The sequence below is a fragment of the Sphingobium phenoxybenzoativorans genome, assembly GCF_001757355.1.
GTDB classification, from domain to species: domain Bacteria; phylum Pseudomonadota; class Alphaproteobacteria; order Sphingomonadales; family Sphingomonadaceae; genus Sphingobium; species Sphingobium phenoxybenzoativorans.
Window position 1 is genome coordinate 61,870 of the sequence record NZ_MINO01000001.1, and the last position, 17,685, is coordinate 79,554.

General features: G+C 63.1%; 18 protein-coding genes. 7 read left to right on the top strand and 11 right to left on the bottom strand.

From position 1 onward, the window contains the following. Positions 1-199: 199 nt before the first annotated feature. Together BHQ40_RS00315 and BHQ40_RS00320 are read left to right on the top strand one after the other, a co-directional pair. Entirely contained in the window at positions 200-1,630 is a 1,431-nt protein-coding gene (locus BHQ40_RS00315; protein ID WP_070150979.1) for an aromatic ring-hydroxylating oxygenase subunit alpha, read from the top strand. 8 nt (positions 1,631-1,638) lie between these two features. Then, on the top strand, positions 1,639-2,628 hold the full coding sequence (locus BHQ40_RS00320) for an NADP-dependent oxidoreductase (protein ID WP_070150981.1): 990 nt from the start codon (positions 1,639-1,641) through the stop codon (positions 2,626-2,628). Between the two features lie 230 nt (positions 2,629-2,858). On the opposite strand, the gene BHQ40_RS00325 is transcribed toward BHQ40_RS00320, so the two are convergent. The 4 genes from BHQ40_RS00325 to BHQ40_RS00340 are packed head-to-tail and all read right to left on the bottom strand — an operon-like array spanning position 2,859 to position 6,270. Next, positions 2,859-3,869, bottom strand: coding sequence for an NADP-dependent oxidoreductase (locus tag BHQ40_RS00325; RefSeq protein ID WP_070150983.1), 1,011 nt, complete (start codon positions 3,867-3,869; stop codon positions 2,859-2,861). Between the two features lies 1 nt (position 3,870). Continuing rightward, positions 3,871-4,407 (bottom strand): nuclear transport factor 2 family protein, encoded by a 537-nt coding sequence (locus BHQ40_RS00330; protein WP_070150985.1) that lies wholly within the window; start codon positions 4,405-4,407, stop codon positions 3,871-3,873. A 25-nt stretch (positions 4,408-4,432) separates the two neighbouring features. Continuing rightward, entirely contained in the window at positions 4,433-5,527 is a 1,095-nt protein-coding gene (locus tag BHQ40_RS00335) for a nuclear transport factor 2 family protein (RefSeq protein WP_070150988.1), read from the bottom strand. Next, a complete protein-coding gene (locus BHQ40_RS00340) occupies positions 5,524-6,270 on the bottom strand; it encodes an SDR family oxidoreductase (protein ID WP_070150990.1) in 747 nt (248 codons plus the stop codon). Before BHQ40_RS00340 ends, BHQ40_RS00335 begins: the two co-directional genes overlap by 4 nt. A 202-nt stretch (positions 6,271-6,472) precedes the next feature. Between BHQ40_RS00340 and BHQ40_RS00345 the strand changes: the two genes are divergently transcribed. From BHQ40_RS00345 to BHQ40_RS00365, 5 genes are read left to right on the top strand one after another with little or no spacing between them, the layout of a single operon-like run. Then, a complete protein-coding gene (locus BHQ40_RS00345) occupies positions 6,473-7,807 on the top strand; it encodes an aromatic ring-hydroxylating oxygenase subunit alpha (RefSeq protein ID WP_070150992.1) in 1,335 nt (444 codons plus the stop codon). Continuing rightward, positions 7,807-8,208, top strand: coding sequence for a nuclear transport factor 2 family protein (locus tag BHQ40_RS00350; RefSeq protein ID WP_070150994.1), 402 nt, complete (start codon positions 7,807-7,809; stop codon positions 8,206-8,208). Before BHQ40_RS00345 ends, BHQ40_RS00350 begins: the two co-directional genes overlap by 1 nt. Before the next feature lie 16 nt (positions 8,209-8,224). Further along, on the top strand, positions 8,225-8,989 hold the full coding sequence (locus BHQ40_RS00355) for an SDR family NAD(P)-dependent oxidoreductase (protein ID WP_083276592.1): 765 nt from the start codon (positions 8,225-8,227) through the stop codon (positions 8,987-8,989). Then, positions 8,989-9,786 carry an SDR family NAD(P)-dependent oxidoreductase gene (locus BHQ40_RS00360; RefSeq protein ID WP_070150998.1) on the top strand — a complete coding sequence of 266 codons (798 nt, stop codon included), beginning with the start codon at positions 8,989-8,991 and terminating at the stop codon, positions 9,784-9,786. The genes BHQ40_RS00355 and BHQ40_RS00360 overlap by 1 nt, the downstream gene beginning before the upstream one ends. 1 nt (position 9,787) lies before the next feature. After that, entirely contained in the window at positions 9,788-10,603 is an 816-nt protein-coding gene (locus BHQ40_RS00365) for a sugar phosphate isomerase/epimerase family protein (protein WP_070151000.1), read from the top strand. On the opposite strand, the gene BHQ40_RS00370 is transcribed toward BHQ40_RS00365, so the two are convergent. Genes BHQ40_RS00370 through BHQ40_RS00400 form a run of 7 tightly spaced genes read right to left on the bottom strand, consistent with a single transcriptional unit; the run spans position 10,588 to position 17,522 of the window. After that, positions 10,588-11,235, bottom strand: a complete 648-nt coding sequence (locus BHQ40_RS00370) for an EthD domain-containing protein (protein WP_070151002.1) — start codon at positions 11,233-11,235, stop codon at positions 10,588-10,590. The genes BHQ40_RS00365 and BHQ40_RS00370 overlap by 16 nt on opposite strands. 6 nt (positions 11,236-11,241) lie before the next feature. Next, positions 11,242-12,711, bottom strand: a complete 1,470-nt coding sequence (locus BHQ40_RS00375; RefSeq protein ID WP_070151004.1) for a dihydrolipoamide acetyltransferase family protein — start codon at positions 12,709-12,711, stop codon at positions 11,242-11,244. Positions 12,712-12,716: 5 nt separating this feature from the next. After that, positions 12,717-13,733, bottom strand: coding sequence for an alpha-ketoacid dehydrogenase subunit beta (locus tag BHQ40_RS00380; RefSeq protein ID WP_070151006.1), 1,017 nt, complete (start codon positions 13,731-13,733; stop codon positions 12,717-12,719). Positions 13,734-13,753: 20 nt separating this feature from the next. Further along, a complete protein-coding gene (locus BHQ40_RS00385) occupies positions 13,754-14,716 on the bottom strand; it encodes a thiamine pyrophosphate-dependent dehydrogenase E1 component subunit alpha (RefSeq protein ID WP_070151008.1) in 963 nt (320 codons plus the stop codon). 38 nt (positions 14,717-14,754) lie between these two features. Continuing rightward, positions 14,755-15,963 carry an acyl-CoA dehydrogenase family protein gene (locus BHQ40_RS00390; RefSeq protein WP_070151010.1) on the bottom strand — a complete coding sequence of 403 codons (1,209 nt, stop codon included), beginning with the start codon at positions 15,961-15,963 and terminating at the stop codon, positions 14,755-14,757. Between the two features lie 10 nt (positions 15,964-15,973). Further along, complete coding sequence (locus BHQ40_RS00395; RefSeq protein ID WP_070151012.1) at positions 15,974-17,119, bottom strand: thiolase family protein; 1,146 nt, start codon at positions 17,117-17,119, stop codon at positions 15,974-15,976. Further along, on the bottom strand, positions 17,112-17,522 hold the full coding sequence (locus BHQ40_RS00400; RefSeq protein ID WP_070151015.1) for a Zn-ribbon domain-containing OB-fold protein: 411 nt from the start codon (positions 17,520-17,522) through the stop codon (positions 17,112-17,114). Before BHQ40_RS00400 ends, BHQ40_RS00395 begins: the two co-directional genes overlap by 8 nt. Between the last annotated feature and the right edge of the window lie 163 nt (positions 17,523-17,685).

Consider the following 17,685-nt stretch of genomic DNA (forward strand, 5'->3'; position numbering starts at 1 on the left):
CCGATAGTATATATGCCGCCGGACAGCGCCAACTTGGCCGCCCTTGTCGTCGCGGATGATAGGGATGGAGCCTATCCGCCCGCCCTGTCATTACCGCTAGGTGAGGTTCGCGGGCCATTGGAATGCCTGACGCAATCCATAGGTCATGGCGGCATCATCTTTCCGCTAGGATGGCGAAAAGGCATAGGAGACTCGATAGATGGCCGAGAGCGATCCCAAGATCAAAGCACCCCCGCAGATCACTGGCGAACCGCTGCCGCGCTGCCCCGGCACTTCCTATCGCGACCTGGCGCTCGCGGACACCAATGAGGTGCCGGAGTTTCTCTACCAGGACGTCTATGAAAATCTGGGGTCTGCCCCCATTCCCGCCACGCGCTATACCGATCCCGCTTTCTTCGAGCTTGAGAAGGCGAAGATGTGGCCGAAAGTGTGGCAGTTTGCCGCGCGTGAGGAGGAACTGCCGGAACCGGGCGACTATGTCGTTTATGAGAATGTCGGCAAGTCCTTCATCCTGATGCGGCAGGAGGATGGCTCCATCAAGGCCTTCTACAATGTCTGCCTGCACCGCGGCCGTAAGCTCAAGCTGGAGGATGGCTGGACGGCGGAGCTGCAATGTCCCTTCCACGGCTTCACCTGGAACAATGATGGGTCGCTCAAGAATATTCCGTGCCGCTGGGACTTCTCTCACCTGTCGGATCAGAAAATGCAGTTGCCGGAGGTCTCGGTCGGCCGCTGGGGCGGCTATATCTTCATCCGCGAGGCGAAGGAGGGGCCGACGATCGAGGAATTCCTCGCGCCCATGCCGGAACATTTCAAGCGGTGGAAGCATGAGGAATGCGCCACTGCCCTCTGGGTGGGCAAGGTGATCCCGGCCAACTGGAAGGTGGTGATGGAGGCTTTCATGGAAAGCTGGCACACCGTTGTCACCCATCCGCAATTGCTGCCGTTCACCGGCGACGCCAACTCGACGTATAATATCTATGGCGACCATGTGAACCTGACGGTCACACCCTTCGGCACCATGTCCCCGCATATCGATCCGGAGGGTAAGGAGCAGCAGTGGATCGTCGACGAGTTCGTCAAATATAACGGCCGCTCGTCCGACAATTATGAGGATAAGGAAGCGGCGGCAGGCGGCTTTGCCGTCAAGGTGCCCGATGGCGTCACCGCCCGCGCGGCCCTGGGCGAAAGCCTGCGCGAAACCACAACCCGCATGTTCGGCCATGACGTCAGCTTCGCGTCGGATAGCGAGATGATGGATGCGCTGCTGTATAACGCCTTCCCCAACTGGAGTCCCTGGGCGGGGTTCCAGCCGAATATCGTCTATCGCTGGCGGCCATGGCATGATGTCGACCATTGCCTGATGGAGGTCCGCATCCTCACCCGCGTCCCGCCGGGGCAGGAAGCGCCGAAAGCGCCCGCCATGCATTTCCTGACCGATGACGAGAAATGGACGGCGGCGGCCGAGATCGGCATCCTGGGCGACGTGTTCGAGCAGGATATGGAAAATCTGCCCTTCGTGCAGCAGGGGCTGAAAAGCTCTGCGAATGGCGAGGTGCAACTGGCCAATTATCAGGAAATCCAGATCCGCCAGTTCCAGAATACGCTCATGAAATATATCGAAGCCTGAGCAGTCACATGCGGCAGATGACATTGGCGGACCGCCCCGTGGGGCGGCCCGTCGCGCATAGCGACTTTGCGATGGTCGATGGACCTACGCCAGAGGTAGGGCCGGGCGACATGCTGCTGGCCGTGCGCTGGCTTGGGTTCGAACCGGCGCAGAAGGGCTGGATGGAGAATTTCGGCGGTTATGTCGCGCCAATGGAGATTGGCGACGTCATGCGCGGCATGGGCGTGGCGGAGGTCGTCGAAAGCCGTGACGGCAAATGGCCCGTGGGTACGATGGTCACGGGCATGACGGGCTGGACCGAATATCTGGTCAGCGACGGGACGGGATTCGACGTCTGCCATCCGGGCTTGCCGCCAGAGGCGATGCTGGGCGTGCTCGGCATTCCTGGCCTCACCGCCTGGGTCGGCATGCACAGGATCGGCAAGCCGGTCGCCGGAGATGTTGTGGTTGTTTCAGGCGCGGCGGGCGCGACCGGTTCCGTGGCTGGCCAGCTTGCCAGGATCGCGGGCGCTTATGTGATCGGCATTGCTGGCGGTCCGGAAAAATGCCGCTGGCTTGTCGAGGAGGCGGGCTTCGACGCCGCCGTCGACTATAAGGCGGGCGATGTCTCCAAACAGCTCAAGGCACTCGCGTCCAAAGGCATCGACGTCATCTATGACAATGTCGGCGGGGATATTCTCGACGCCATGCTGGCCCGCATTGCGATTGGTGCGCGGGGGGTGCTCTGCGGCGGCATCAGCCGCTATGAGCAGGGCGGCAAGATCGCCGGACCTGCCAATTATTTCAACCTTGTCCTCCGCCGCGCAAGCATGGAGGGCTTCATCGTCCTAGACCATGAAAGCGAGTGGCCCGCTATCCGCGAACGGTTGGCCGCCCTTGTGCTCGACGGAAAACTGAAATGGCAGGCCGATGTGCTGGAGGGTCTGGAAAACGCTCCCGCCGGTCTCGCCCGCCTGTTCGACGGATCGAACCGGGGGAAGCAGGTGCTGCGGCTTTAGTTCTGTTTGAAGTGTAGCGTGCTCCTGCGAAAGCAGGAGCCCAGTTCCGAGCGTGGGTCTGGGCTCCTGCTTTCGCAGGAGCACGTTGTGTTTGTTGGCCTGGTAGCGCACGCTTTGGCCATTCGGCCGAACTCCCTACTTCCGTTCGCGTCGAGCGTAGTCGAGAAGTCTGCGCACTCACTTCTCGACTACGCCCGAAGCGAACGGGGGCGGTAAAGAAGAACGGAGGATCAAACCAGCTTCAGGATCATCTTCCCCTGATTGCTGCCTTCGAACAATCGGAGGAAGGCGGGATAGGCATTGTCTATTCCCTCATCGATATGCTCGTCGAAGCGCAGCTTGCCCTCGGCCACCAGCTTCGCCATCGCCATGCCGCCCTCGGCGAAACGGTCGAGAAACTCGCTGATCAGGAAGCCCCGGATGGTCGCCATGCGCGCGATGAGTTGCCACAGATTGCGTGTGCCATAAGCTTCGCCATTATATTCGGAGATCAGCCCACACAGCCCGATCCGGGCATAAGGATTGATATGCGTCAGCGTCGCGTCCAGCCCGATCCCGCCGACATTTTCGAACACCAGATCGATGCCGTCGGGGCAGGCTTCGCCGATCGCCTGGGTCAGCGCCTCAACATCCTTGCCGCGATAATCGATCGCCGCGTCGAAGCCATAATCGTCGATCAGCCGCTTGCACTTGGCGGGTCCTCCGGCAATGCCCACGACCCGCGCGCCCGCCAGCTTGCCCAACTGCCCGGCCATTGATCCGACGGCGCCGGCGGCGCCGCTGATCAGGAAGGTTTCGCCCGCCTTGGGCTTCAATATCTCCGTGACGCCAAACCAGGCCGTCAGCCCGACCGCGCCCATGACTGACAGATAATTTGTCACCGACGGCACGATGGTTGCGTCGATCCGGCTGGTGAATCCGCCCTTCTTCGCGACCGAATAATGCTCGATCTTGTTGAGGCCCATCACCCAGTCGCCCGGCGCAAAGCCATCGACATTGCTTGCCTCGACCACGCCGACCGTCGTCGCGCGCACGGCGTCGCCCAGTTCCACCGGCGGCAGATAGCTCGGCACATCATCGAGCCAGCCGCGAATGGCGGGGTCGAGCGAGGCATAATGGTTGCGGATCAATATCTCGTCCGGGCCGATGGCGGGCACCGGCTCGTCGACCAGCGTGAAATCGCTGGCCTGCGGCGTGCCATCCGGCCGGGCGGAGAGGAGGAAGCGGCGGTTGATGGTCATTTTATCGTCCCGATGTCCCTGACGCCCAATCGAGCGTCTGGCTGAAATCCGCGCCGTTGCGGCCGGGCAGGTGGACCAGTGGCATGTCGGCCATGAAGCCGTCGCTCGCCTTGTCCTTGCGCGCCCAGTCGATCAGTTCCCGGCGGCGCTGGATCGCCCATTTGCCGTTCTTGTTGGTATATTCGTCGATGTAGCGCCCGGCCATGAACAGGTCGACATCCTCGCCTTCTTCGGTCAGGCGGTGCCAGGCGAAGAAATAGACTTCACCGCTGCCCGTGCCCGCCTCGGCATCTACCGTCAGGTCCATCTGCCCGATCAGATGCTGGCTACCGCTCATCCCGGCGAGAAAGCCCTGCGCAAAGTCGGTATAGGCCTTGGGGCCGCCGCGCAGCAGCCCGCAATCGACATCGGAATCGTCATGGAACGCCGTCATCTGCAGCGCATGGTCCAGCCGGTCCTGCCCGCGCATATAATTGAATATCGCCTGCTGAATGTCCCGCCGCGCGGCGAGATCGCGTATTTCCGCTTCCAGGTTCACCGGTCAGTCCTTCTTTCTGGCCGTTTCAGTTCCACAGGGCATAAACGGGGTCTTCCGGTCCCCGCCGGCCCAGCAGGTCGAGCGGCGCATACATGCCGTCATTGCTGTGCGTGGTGGCGTCCACCCGGTTCCAGTCGCACACGAAGCTGCGCTCGGAGATCTTCCATATTCCCGCGCGCCGTTCGAACCGGTCCAGATAGCGGCCGCCGGTGAGCATTTCCGACTGGCTGCCATCCTCATTGGTCATGGTGGACACGGCGATCACATAGGTTTCGCCGACGGCGGCGTTCCCGGTCACCTCGATCCACTGGTTGGCGATCGAATGGAATGTCTGGTTGAACACGGCCTTCACGATCCGGCAGATTTCCGTCGCGAACTGTTGGCCGCCGCCATTGAACGCACCACTGATGACGATGCTGTCGTCATGGAAGATGGTTTTGAGCAGATCCTCGTCCGCCCGGTCCACGCCGCGGCAATAGGCCATGGTCAGGTCGGCGATCTTTTGCCGCGAAATGACGGCATCAATGGCCGCTTCGTCCGGGGGCGGGTTGCTCATGCCCTGGTCTCCTTCTTGTATCAGTCTGTTTTTTGCGGCGGCCGACGCCAGCAGCGCGATGCCCGGATCGGCCGCGCCTTGCGCGCCCGCGGGAACATGGTTGGCAAGCGAGCCGAGGGCGGGCGGCGCATAGGCCCCAGGCCAGTTGGCGTTGACGTCCATGACATATTGGCGGTGGGACAGGCGCCAGACCCCGGCGCGCTTCTCATGGCGATCCAGATACCGGCCGCACACCAGCCGCTGCATCATTGCGCCATCGGGGTCGGGAGATTGCGCATAGGCGATGATATAGCTTTCTGATTTCGCCCTTTCCCCGTCCAGCAGGACCCACATCTGGCTGGTCCGGTGCAGCATCACGGGCTGCCCCTTATTGGCCGCTGTCAGCATCGCCGCGAGTTCCTTCGCCGGGCCGGCGAAGAAGCGGTAGTCGACTGTTGCGTCCTCATGATAGCAGTCGGCCAGCAGCGCTTCGTCCGCCCGGTCCACGCCGCGGCTGTGCTGCGCGATCCGTTGCCTGATCGCCTGCAGGTCGGCGACGCCGGAAAGATCGCCTGCGCCGCTCACGCCATCGTTTCTCCATTGTCGATGATGATGTGCGTGCCGGTGATCTGGCGGGATTCCTCCGACGCCAGGAACAGGACCAGGTTGGCCACATCCTCCGGCTGGCCCTGGCCATGCGCATTGGCCTGATCCAGTCCGGCGGTGTCGGCCGGAAGCTGCGCTATCGCCTGCTGCGTCATCGGGGTATCATGCGCGCCCGGCGCGATCGCGTTCACCCGGATCTTGTAGCCCTGCTCCTGGCAATGGACGGCGATGCTGCGCGACATGGCGATGATGCCCGCCTTGGCCGCGGAATAGGCCGGAATGCTGCTGAGGCCCTTCAACGCCGCGACGGACGCCACGTTGATGATCGATCCGCCGCCGCCCTTGGTCATGAAAGGGATCGCCGCCTTGCAGCCAAGGAAGCAGCCGTCGACCATCACCTCCACCTGCAGGCGGAAATCGGCGAGCGAGGCGTCCTCCACCGTGCCGAAACGGACAAGCCCGGCGTTGTTTACCAGCACATCCAGCTTGCCGAAATGCGCGATCGTCTTCGCGATCACGTTCCGCCATTGCGCCTCGTCGCGCACGTCATGCTTCAGGAACAATGCGCCGGGAATGGAGGCGGCGGTTTCTTCGCCCAGCGCCTCCTGTACGTCGGTAATGACCACCTTCGCGCCCTCGGCCGCCAGCAGCCTCGCGTCGGCCGCGCCCAATCCGGATGCGCCGCCCGTGATCAATGCGACCTTTCCGGCTACCCTGTTCATGGCGTCATGCTCTCCAAACGACTATAGTGTCTTGATAAACCGCTAGAGCATCGTGCCGCCGATCCCGACTAGCACTTAGGGGAGGGTGAAGCAGCGGACCCTAGCAGAAAGCCGAGTTGGCCCTGCATGGCAGGGGCATAAAGTCGGCTGGGAGCGCACCCGGCGACAGCCGGGGCAGGACGCAGCGAGCGAGGATGGACCATTGACGAAAGAGCATTTTCTCGGCCGGACGCTTGAGGCTTTCGATCCGCCCGTGCGCGGTGACGCGATCACCGGCGAACGCTATTATTCCAAGAGCTGGGCGCGCGCCGAATGGCGCAACGTCTTTTCGAAGGTCTGGCATATCGGCGGCATGCTGGCCGACCTGGAGGAGCCGGGCGACTGGATCACCCATAATCTGATGCGCGACAGCGTGATGATGATCCGGCAGGAGGATGGCTCGGTCCGCGCCTTCTTCAACGCCTGCATCCATCGCGGCAACCGCCTGCTCTGGTCCGACATGGGCAGCAATGAGCGCATCACCTGCTCCTATCATAGCTGGCAGTTCGGCAAGGATGGCACGCTGCTGTTCGCGCAGGATGCGGAGGATTTCCCCGGGGGGAACCCATGTGGCAAGGCGCATCTGACCGAGATCGCCTGCGCCAAATGGGGACCGTTCGTCTGGTTCAACATGGACAAGGACGCGACGCCGCTCCACGAATGGCTGGCGCCCCTGACCGAGCAGCTTGCCGGATATCAGATGGAGACGATGACGCGCGTGCTCGACGTGCGCTGCGAAATCCCTTGTAACTGGAAGATCATCCGCGACAATTTCAACGAGAGCTATCATCTGCCGACGCTCCATCCGGAGCTGGCGAGCTTCATCGACGACGAATATACCGACACCAGCTTCGAAATGTATCCCAGCGGCCATAACCGCATGGTGCAGAAGGGGTGTCACCCCTCCAAACGGCTCGACTATCCCGATGCGATGCAGCCGCTGATCGAGGATAATCTGCGCGAATGGGGTCTCGACCCCGCCGATTTTGTCGACAAGGCGACGGAGGCCCGCCGCGCGATCCAGCTCGCCAAGCGCAGGCTGGGGCCGGAGCGCGGCTTCCGCCATTTCGATACGATGACGGATAGCCAGCTTACCGACTATTATCACTATACGCTCTGGCCGAACACGACGATCACCATGAGTCCGGACGGCTTCCAGATCCTGCGGTCGGAGCCGCATCCGACTGATCCGGAAAAATGCATTTTCGATCACTGGTATCTTATGCCGCCGGTCGATGGCCGTAACGAGGTGGTGACGCCGGTCGGCGTCGTGCCTTTCGAACATGCGGAGCGCGAAGTCGTGATCTATGGCGAGGCGACGCTGGGTTATGTGGCGGATCAGGACATGTCGGTCGCGGTCGGCCAGCAGCAGGGCCTGCATTCCATGGGCTATAGGGGCGGGATCATCTCCGGCCAGGAAAAGCGCATCCAGCGGTTCCACGAACTGCTGAACGACGCATGCGGCATTCATGGAGCCTTGCCGGCGGACGCTGACTGATGAGCATGTTCGAGGATCGCGTCGCGATCAATGATGTGCTCGCGCGCTATGCCGATGCGGTGAACCAGCGCGATGCCGCCACCTGGGGGGCGACCTGGGACGAGGAGGGCGATTGGTTCCTCTTTGGACCTGATCCGGTCAAGGGGCGCGAGGCGATCGTAGCCGCCTGGAGCGAAGCGATGGCCGGTTTCCCCTTCGTTGTGATGTATGTGTCGCAGGGCGCGGTCGCGATTGAGGGGGATACGGCGTCGGGCCGCTCCTACAGCAGCGAGGTCGCCCGCACCGCCGATGGCAAGAAGCTGCGCGTCTATGGCTGCTACGAGGATCGCTATCGCAAGCGGGATGGCGCGTGGGGCTTTTCCTACCGCCGTTTTTCCATCCTCCACAGCGAAGAATATTAAGACAAGTCAGGAGAAGATGATGGGACGTCTGGACGGCAAGGTCGCGATCATATTGGGCGCGTCCGATCCCCGCAGCATGGGCGCGGCAACCGCCCGGCGGTTCGTGGCGGAGGGGGCTGATCTGGTGCTGGCCGCCCGCCGCAAGGACGCCGTGGCCGATGTCGCTGGTCCACTGGGGGCGACTGCCGTCGCCTGCGACATCACTGACGAGAATGACCTGGCCGCCCTCGCGAAGATGGCGGTCGATACCTATGGCAAGCTGGATATTGCGATCAACTATGCCGGAATCGAGGGCGGAGCGCCCATTATCGAGACGACAGCGGATATGTTCCGGCAACAGGCGGATGTCCACTTCGTCGGGACCGGCCTGTTCATCAAGCAGATGGCGCTGGCCATGAAGGATGGCGGTTCGATCATCACGGCCTCCTCGCTCACCGTTCTGGTGCAGGCGCCGGGGCAGGGGGCCTATGCCGGGTCGAAGGGTGGCGCGGACGTGCTGGTCAAGGTTGCCGCCAATGAGCTGGGCGCAAGGGGCATCCGCGTCAACAGCATCGCGCCGGGCTTTACTAAGAGCGCCATGACCGACGCCTATTTCGCTATGGAGGCGGTGACCCGCGCTTTCCTGAAGGAAATGCCGCTTGGCCGCTTCCCGACCGTGGACGACATTGCCGACTGCGCGCTCTGGCTGGCGAGCGACGAGGCGTTCGTCACCGGCCAGCGGATCGATGTGACCGCGGGGCAGGCGCTGCGCCGCACGCCGCGCATGGACGAGTTCGCCTGATGGCCGGGCGGCTGGAGGGGCGCAAGGCGCTGGTCGTTGGCGCTGCGGGCGCGGGCAATATGGGGCAGGTCATCGCCCGCCGGTTCGCGGCAGAGGGCGCGAGGGTGGCCGTGGCTGGCCGCAATCGCGCTATTCTCGATGCGCTGGCGGATGAGATTGGCGGTGTCGCCATCGAATGCGACTTTTCGAAGCGGGCCAGCATCTTCGCGATGGTGGATGCCGCCAGGGCGTCGCTGGATGGCCTGGACATTGCCGTCAATGCGACGGGATGGGGCCTGCTCAAGCCTTTCCTCGAAACGACCGAGGAGGAGATCGACAAGATCTATGCCCTTCAGTTGCGCGGCCCGTTCCAGTTTCTTCAGGCGCTGATCCCGGCGATGGAGGAAAAGGGCGGATCGATCATCCAGATCAGCTCCGCCACCGCGACGATCCTGTTCCACGATCATGACGCCTATATGGCCACCAAGGCGGGCACGGATCATTTGGTGCGCAGCGTCGCCAATCAGTTCGGCGAAAAGGGCATCCGCGTGAACAGCATCTCGCCCGGCGTCACCGAAACGCCGATGACCGCGGACGCGGCGGCCGTGCCCGGCGTCATGGCGGCGTTCGTGAAGGGATACCCCCTCGGCCGCTACGGCACCTCGGAAGATATAGCGGCGGGTTGCGTCTGGCTGGCGAGCGACGAATGTTTCATGACCGGCCAGAACCTTCAGGTGAATGGCGGCCTCACTCTGCGCGCCAACCCGTCAAAGGCCGATATAGAGGCGTCGGTAGTCGCCGCCATGGCGGCCGCCTGACATGGCGCGCGCCAATCCCCTGTCGATGTGCGCCGGCATCATGCCGGAGGCGACGCCGGTCCAGCTCGTCGAGTCCGCTGCTTATGGGGGCTTCGATTATAGCGGCATGTGGTTCGAACCGGACCAGTGGACTGCCGCCACCACCCGCGAGGTAAAGGCGGCCATCGCCGCGACCGGCGTGCCATTGCTCGATATCGAGGTTGTCTGGATACAGCCGGGACCGCCCAATCCCGACCATCTACGCCTGATCGATATCGGCATGGAGCTGGGCGCGCTCAATGTGCTCTGCGTCAGCAGCGACCCGGACATGGGGGCAACGCGCGACAAGCTCGCCCTGCTCATGGAGCATGGCGCGGCTGGCGGCATTCGCGTCAATCTGGAGTTCGGCCTGTTCAGCGAGATCAGGACGATTGGCGAGGCCTGCCGGATGCTGCGAGAGATCAATTCGCCCTCTGCGGGCCTGTTGATCGATGCCCTCCACTGGACCCGCCATGGCGGCACGCTGGAAGAGATCGCCGCCGTTCCGCGCAAATGGCTGAGCTATATCCAGCTTTGCGACGCGCCCGCTGTTGGCGCTGACCCCGCTGATCCCGATGCGATATTGGTTGAGGCGCTCGATGGCCGCATGCCGATGGGTCATGGCGGCCTTGATCTGCATGGGATCATGAGCCTGATGCCGGAGGGCATTCCCGTGGCTGTCGAGGAACGATCCCTCCGTCTCCGGGAGGATTTCCCCGACCTGAAAGCCCGCGCTGCCGAACTGGCGCGAACATCCCGCGCCTGGCTGGAAGTGCACGGGGCTCAGATTTCGGCATAAGCCCAGAAGATCGACCGCGCATGGTCGATGAAATTGCGCTCGTCGGCCAGTGCTTCCTCGGCGACCTCCGGTCGGCTGAGCTGCGCAACGAGCGCCGGAACATCGGGAAAATATACTTCCACGATGCCGTCCAGCGTAGATGGCTGGACGCTTGCGGCTTCGGCAATTTGTGCGGAGAGACCAGGATCGGCATGAAGCTGGTGATAGCTATGGGGCGGGATCAGCCTCCGTCCAATCGCCGCGTGCCGGTGCAGCCAGTAATCGTGGAAGGCAGGCAAGCTCAACCGTTCCAGTCGCCGCAATCCGAAAAACAAGCGGATGGCGTCGCGGCCGGGTAGCACTGCATGGCGCCGCACCACGACCAGCGATGTCTCGGCGGAGAGTGGCCGCATCCGCTTGGCCAGATTCGCCATTGTCCTCGCCAGATCAGAGTCATGCTCCGCACATGACGAAACGATGCAATCAGGAAGGTCCGGCGCAGCGAAGGCGGCATGAGCCAGCGAAGGCAGCGCCTCGTCGGGCAGGCGACGGGCCACCGCAACATCGTCGGATTTTCCGGCACGCGCCATTTCGGCGAACAGGTTGGCGGCGAGGCCCGGCTTGGCCTTGAGCAGAAGCTGGGCCTCGATCATCCTGGGTCACCCCACCAGCAGCTTGGGTTCCTCGATCAACCCTTTCAGCGTCCGCATGAATTCCGCGCCGACCGCGCCGTCGATCGCTCGGTGATCGCAGGACAGGGACAGCTCCACGATCGTCGCGAAGGCCAGCGCATTGCCGATCTCGATAGGCTGCCGCACGCCCGCACCCACGGCGAGGATGGCGCCCTGCGGCGGGTTGATGATCGCGTCGAACTGATCGATGCCGAACATGCCGAGGTTGCTGATCGAGAAGCTGCCGCCCTGAAACTCCTCAGGCTGCAGCTTGCCCGTTCGCGCCTTCTCCACCAGCGCCTTCACCTCGCGGGATATGGCGGCGACTGACAGCGTATCCGCGCCCTTCACAATCGGCGTGATCAGCCCCTTGTCGGTCGCGACCGCCACCGAGATGTCGGCGCTGCCGAAGCGATGTATCTCATTGCCATGCACCTGCACATTGACGTCGGGATGCCTTGCCAGCGCCAGGCCGCAGGCCCGCACGATATAATCGTTGATGCTGGGCGCTTCGCCGGTTGCCGCCTTCGCCTGCGCCCGCAGGCCAAGGATTGCGTCGATCCGTACCTTCGACCGCAGGTAGAAATGCGGGATGGTCGACTTGCTGTGACTTAGCGCGCGCGCAATGGCCTTGCGCATCGACGACATCTTGACGATCTCGGCCGTACCGGGAGCGGGCCGGGCGAAAGCCATTGGCGCAGCGGCGGATGCAGGAGCAGGCGTTGCCGCCTGCGCAACCGGCTCCGGCTTGACCTTGGCCAGCACGTCCGCCTTGCAGATGCGCCCCTTCGGCCCCGTTCCCGTCAGCGAGGAAAGGGCAACGCCATGCTGCACCGCCAGCCGCTTGGCGAGCGGACTGGCGAACACTTCGCCCAATGTCTCGCCAACCGGTGCAATGTCGACGGGCGATCCGCCAATGCTCACCGGCGGCAGGCTGGCCTGTAACACGTCCTGGAACGTGATGCGCCCGCCTTCGCCGGACCCCGTGATGCCGGAAATATCGACGCCCTTTTCCTCGGCCAACGCACGCGCGGCCGGGCTGATGTTCGCGTCGGCGGCAATGCTGACTTTCTTCACCGGCTCGGGCGCAGGTTCGGCCTTTGGCGCGGCCGGGGGCGGAGGCGTCGATCCCCCTGCCTTGGACGCAACAGCCGTATCGGCGGGCTTGAACCCACTGACAAAGGCCGAAACCTCGTCAGCCGAGGGCGTCTCGTCCGCGCCCGCCAGCACGGCGATCAGCTCGCCGACCTGATAGGTGCCGCCGGTCTCTGCGACCAGCTTCGGGAACATACCGTCGGCTTCCGCCTCGACCTCATTGGTGATCTTGTCGGTCTCGATCAGGGCGATGATATCGCCCTTCTTGAAGGGGACGCCTTCCTTGACCATCCATTCGGCGACGACGCCCTCGGTCATCTCTATGCCCCATTTGGGCATGGCGAATGCGCGCAGATTAGCCATTTCGCTTAACCCCGCCTGTAGGACATGGCCTTGACCGCAGCCGCCACGATCTTGTCGGGGGAGGGGACATAGGCGGATTCAAGTTCGCGGGCGAACGGCACCGGGCTGTGCGGCCCCGTGACCATCTCGATCGGCGCTTTCAAGGATGCAAACGCCTTGTTGGCGACCAGCGCCGACAGGTCGGTGGCAAAGCTGCAGCGGGGCGGCGCTTCGTCCACGATCAGCAGGCGGCCGGTGCGCTCCACGCTGTCCATGATCGCTTCCTCGTCCAGCGGGCTGGTCGTGCGCAGGTCGAGCAGATCACAGCCGATGCCGTCCTGCGCCAGTTGCGCCGCCGCCTTCTCGGCAAAGCCGACCATCATGCCGGTGGCCAGGATGGTGACATCATCGCCCTGCGTGACCTGACGCGCATGGCCGAACGGGATCAGATATTCGCCGTCCGGCACTTCGCCCTTCAGGCCATATAATGCCTTGTGCTCCAGAAAGATGACGGGGTCGTCGTCCCGGATCGCCTGGGTCAGCAGGCCCTTGGTGTCGGCCGCGGTGGTGGGCATCACCACCTTCAGGCCCGGCATCGCCGTGACCATCGCATGGATCGACTGGCTGTGCTGGGGGGCTGCGTTATATCCCGCGCCATAGGGCATGCGGATCACGATGGGGCATTTGGACTTGCCACCGAACATATAGCGAAACTTGGCCACCTGGTTCCAGATCTGGTCCATGCACACGCCGATGAAGTCGGCGAACATGATTTCGGCAATCGCCCGCTTGCCCGTCAGCGACGCGCCTGCGGCCGCGCCGATGATCGCGCTTTCGGAAATCGGCGTGTCGATCACCCGGTCCGATCCATATTTGGCCCACAGGCCGCCGGACGTGCCCCAGATGCCGCCGATAGCCTCCGGCCCACCGGCTGAACCCATGCCCCCGACAATATCTTCGCCCAGCATGATGACGCTGTCGTCGCGCGCCATTTCCTCGTCGATCGTGTCGCGAATGACGTCGCGGATCATTTTCTTTGCCATGATTTTATCGATCCCTGCGATCAGTAGCTGATGTAGACGTCTTCAAGGACGTGTGCGGCTGTGGGGCGGGGCGCGGCCTTGGATTCCGCCACGGCGCGTTCGATCAATGCCTCGACCTCCGTGTCGATGGCGTCGATATCCTTGCCTTCAAGAAGCTTTGCCTCGGTGACTTTGGTCCGGAACACTTTCAGGCAGTCGCGCTCCTCGCGCAGCCGGTCCAGTTCGCCCTTGCCGCGATAGCGCTGCGGATCGCCTTCGAAATGGCCGTAGAAACGCTCCGTATCCAGTTCGATCGACGCCGGGCCGTTGCCCGCCTTGCAGTAATCAATCAGCTCCCGCATCGCGTCATAGACGGAGAAGAAGTCGATGCCGTTGGCCTTGATCGCCTTCATGCCGAAGGCGGCCGAACGCACCGTCATGCTTTCCGCGCCGACGGCGTAGGACTCACCGGTATGTTCGGAATAATGGTTGTTTTCGAACACGAAGATGACCGGCAGCTTCAGGACGACCGCCATGTTCATGGCCTCGAACGTCGTGCCCTGGTTGCACGCGCCGTCGCCGGAAAAGGCGATGGAGACATTGCCGGTGCTCTTGGCGGTGATGCCCGCGCCCACAGCGATCGGCGCGCCCGCGCCGACGATCCCGTTCGCGCCCAGCATGCCCTTGTTAATGTCGGCAATGTGCATGGAGCCGCCCTTGCCCTTGCACAGGCCATCGCTGGAGCCGTAAATCTCCTTCATCATACCCACCACGTCGCATCCCTTGGCAATGCAGTGGCCATGGCCGCGATGGGTGGAAATGATGTAGTCGGCGGGGCCGAGATGCTCGCAAACGCCCACGGCGCAGGCTTCCTGGCCAGCATAGAGGTGCGTGAATCCCGCGATCTCGCCAAGGGCGATGTCGTCATGCAGACGCTCCTCGAATGCCCGGATCGTTTTCATCTGGCGATAGGCCTGTATCAGCGCTTCGCGGCTATGCTGCATGTCGTCCGTCTCCGTTCAAAATTCGTCTCGCGCGGGGGTCAGAGGCCCAGCACCGTTTTCGCAATGATAGTCTTCTGGACCTCGTTCGTCCCGCCGAAGATGGTCCATGCCCGACTGTTCAGGTAACGGGGGGCTGCGACCTGCGCCGCCTTGTTGTGCAGCGGTTCGGGCGCGCCATTGCCATAGAGCGGCCGCTGTTCCTCCAGCGCCAGACCGGCATAGCCGTAAAGCCGCACGGCCAGATGATCGACCTCCTGACGCAGTATGGATGCGACCATCTTGCAGAGCGAAGTTTGCGGCCCCGGCGGCAGGCCCTTGGCCATTTCTGCGAGGATGCGCAGCTCCGTCATCTCCAGCGCCTGCGCCTCCAGTTCGACCTTGGCCAGCGCCGCCATGAACGCCTGATCCCCGGCCATCGATCCACCCAGGCCATCCGGCTCATCCTTCGCCGCCGCGCGGATCTTATTCAGATCGGACAGCAATTTGGGCGCATGGCATGCCCCGCCGCGCTCATTTTCCAGCAGGAATTTCGCGATGGTCCACCCGCCGCCTTCCTCGCCGACCAGATTGTCCAGGGGCGCGGTCACATCGTCCAGATAGACCTCGTTCACTTCATGGTCGCCGGCCAGACCGATGATCGGACGGACTTCGACACCTGGCTGGTTCATGTCGACAAGAATGAAGCTGATGCCTTTCTGCGGCTTCACCTTGGGGTCGGTGCGCAGCAGGCAGAAGATGTGCGTCGCATGATGCGCATGCGTCGTCCACAGCTTGCGGCCATTGATCAGCCAATGATCGTCCTTGCGTTCCGCCCGGCTTTTCAGGCTGGCGAGGTCGGAGCCGGAGCCGGGTTCGGAAAAGCCCTGGCACCAGTAATCCGTACCATCCAATATGCGGGGCAGGATCGTCGCCTTCTGTTCGGGCGTGCCGAACTTGCAGATGACCGGGCCAAGCAGCTTGAGGCTCAGCACGGGCAGGCTCGGCGCATCGGCCAGCGCGCATTCCTTCTCGAAGATATAGCGCTGCACCGTGGTCCAGCCGGTGCCGCCGCAATCGACCGGCCAGTTATAGGCCAGCCAGCCCTTCGCATGCAGGATCGCCTGCCATTCGCGGCCGATATCCGGTTCGACGAATACCGATGGCGTCGCTCGCATGCCCGCGCGCAGATGTTCGGGAAGATTGGCGTCCAGAAAAGCGCGCACTTCCTGGCGGAAAGCTTCGTCTTCGGGAGAAAAATGCAGATGCATGAGCGGTGCTTTAGCGTTGGAGGATAGTGACGCCGGAAATGCCGGGCGCGCCATAGACATGGGAGTAGGCGGTCTTGGGATCGCCGGGGACCTGCCGTCCGCCGCCAAGCCCGCGAAGCTGGATGACATTCTCATAGACCTGGCGCAGTCCGGATGCGCCGATCGGCTCACCGCAGGCGAGGCAGCCGCCATCGGTATTGACCGGCAGCTTGCCGCCGATCCGCGTCCAGCCCTCGGCCAGCCATTTTTCCTGCTCGCCATCGGCGCAGAAACCGTTCTCGGCCATATGCATGATCTCGGCGCCGGATTCGGTATCCTGCAATTGCGCAACGTCGATATCGCTGGGGCCAAGCCCGGCCATCTCGAATGCCGCCTTGGACGCAAGCAATGTCGGTGCGCCACCGCGCGCGATGTCGATGCAGGGGGCGAATACCTCGAAAGATCCCGGCGGCCGGGTGCGAACTGCGGCCGCCTTTATGCGCACCGCCGTCCGGCCCAGTTCGCGCGCCTTCTTCTCATTAGCCAGTATCAGGGCGACGCCGCCTTCTCCGGGGGAGCAGAACATATATTTGGTCAGCGGATCGTTGATCATCTGGCTGTTCAGGATCGTGTCGATGTCGACCGGCGCCCGCCGCCAGGCATGATCGGCATGGACGGCGTTCTGGAACGCCTTTTCGGCGACCCGGCCCAACGTCGTGCTGCTGATGCCGTGCGCAGCCATGTAGCGCTGCAGCTTCATCGCGAAAAACTGCGTCGTCACCATCATGCCGACCTCGCCATACCAGTCGGGCAGGCTGTATTCGGCGGGCATGGCGTTGAACGCGCCGCGCGGATGCTTGTCGAAGCCTAGGGCGACGCCAACATCATATTGTCCCGACGCAATGCCCTGCCATGTGCCGATCATCGCCGATCCGCCAGTGGCGCAGCCATTCTTGACGTTAATGATGGGAAGCCCCGTCAGGCCCAGCTCATTGACGATGGCGTCCGCATTGCCCGAAGCGTCCGACCCGCCAAAGCCGAACTGCATGTCGTTCCAGTCAAGCCCGGCGTCCGACAGCGCCTGGCGCACGGCATAGGCCCCTTGCTGCAGGCCGGAAAGCCCGTCCGTCCGTCCGAACGGATGGATGCCTACCCCGACGATATAGACATCAGTCATGACCGGAGCTTCCTGTTACCGGAGTGAAGGCATAGCTTGTCACGGTGCGGCCCTGCGCATCGGTGGCGTGGGGGACGATGACCGTTTCCACCTCCATGCCGATCTCGATGGCGTCGAATGCGATATTGACCATCGGCCCCTCGACGATCACCGCTCCGGGCAGTTCGACATAGGCGATGGCGAAGGGCTGAAACGCTTCCGGCCCGGTATAGGGCGGTGATTTCGGCCGGAACCGCTGGATCGTCCAGGACCAGACGGTTCCCCTGGGCGGCAGCGGCTCCGGCGTATAGCGCGGGTCGCCGGCGGGGCAGGGAAAGACGAGCCGCCCGGTCTCGCCGTGACGGCCGCCGATCAGGCGCGGCTGCGCGCCCTCGGTGAAAAGACCTTCGGCTATGGCGATCATGTCGGAAATGGAACCTGCTCCTGCGTTTCTCTGTCCCTTGCAGTTATGAAAATGCGCAGCGGCAAATGCTTCTGTAAGAAAGCATAGGTTATCGATACTCGCAGGTTCAGGAACCGGCTGGCCCTGGGGAGGGCGGGATTGCAAGGCGCGGCATGGAAGCCCG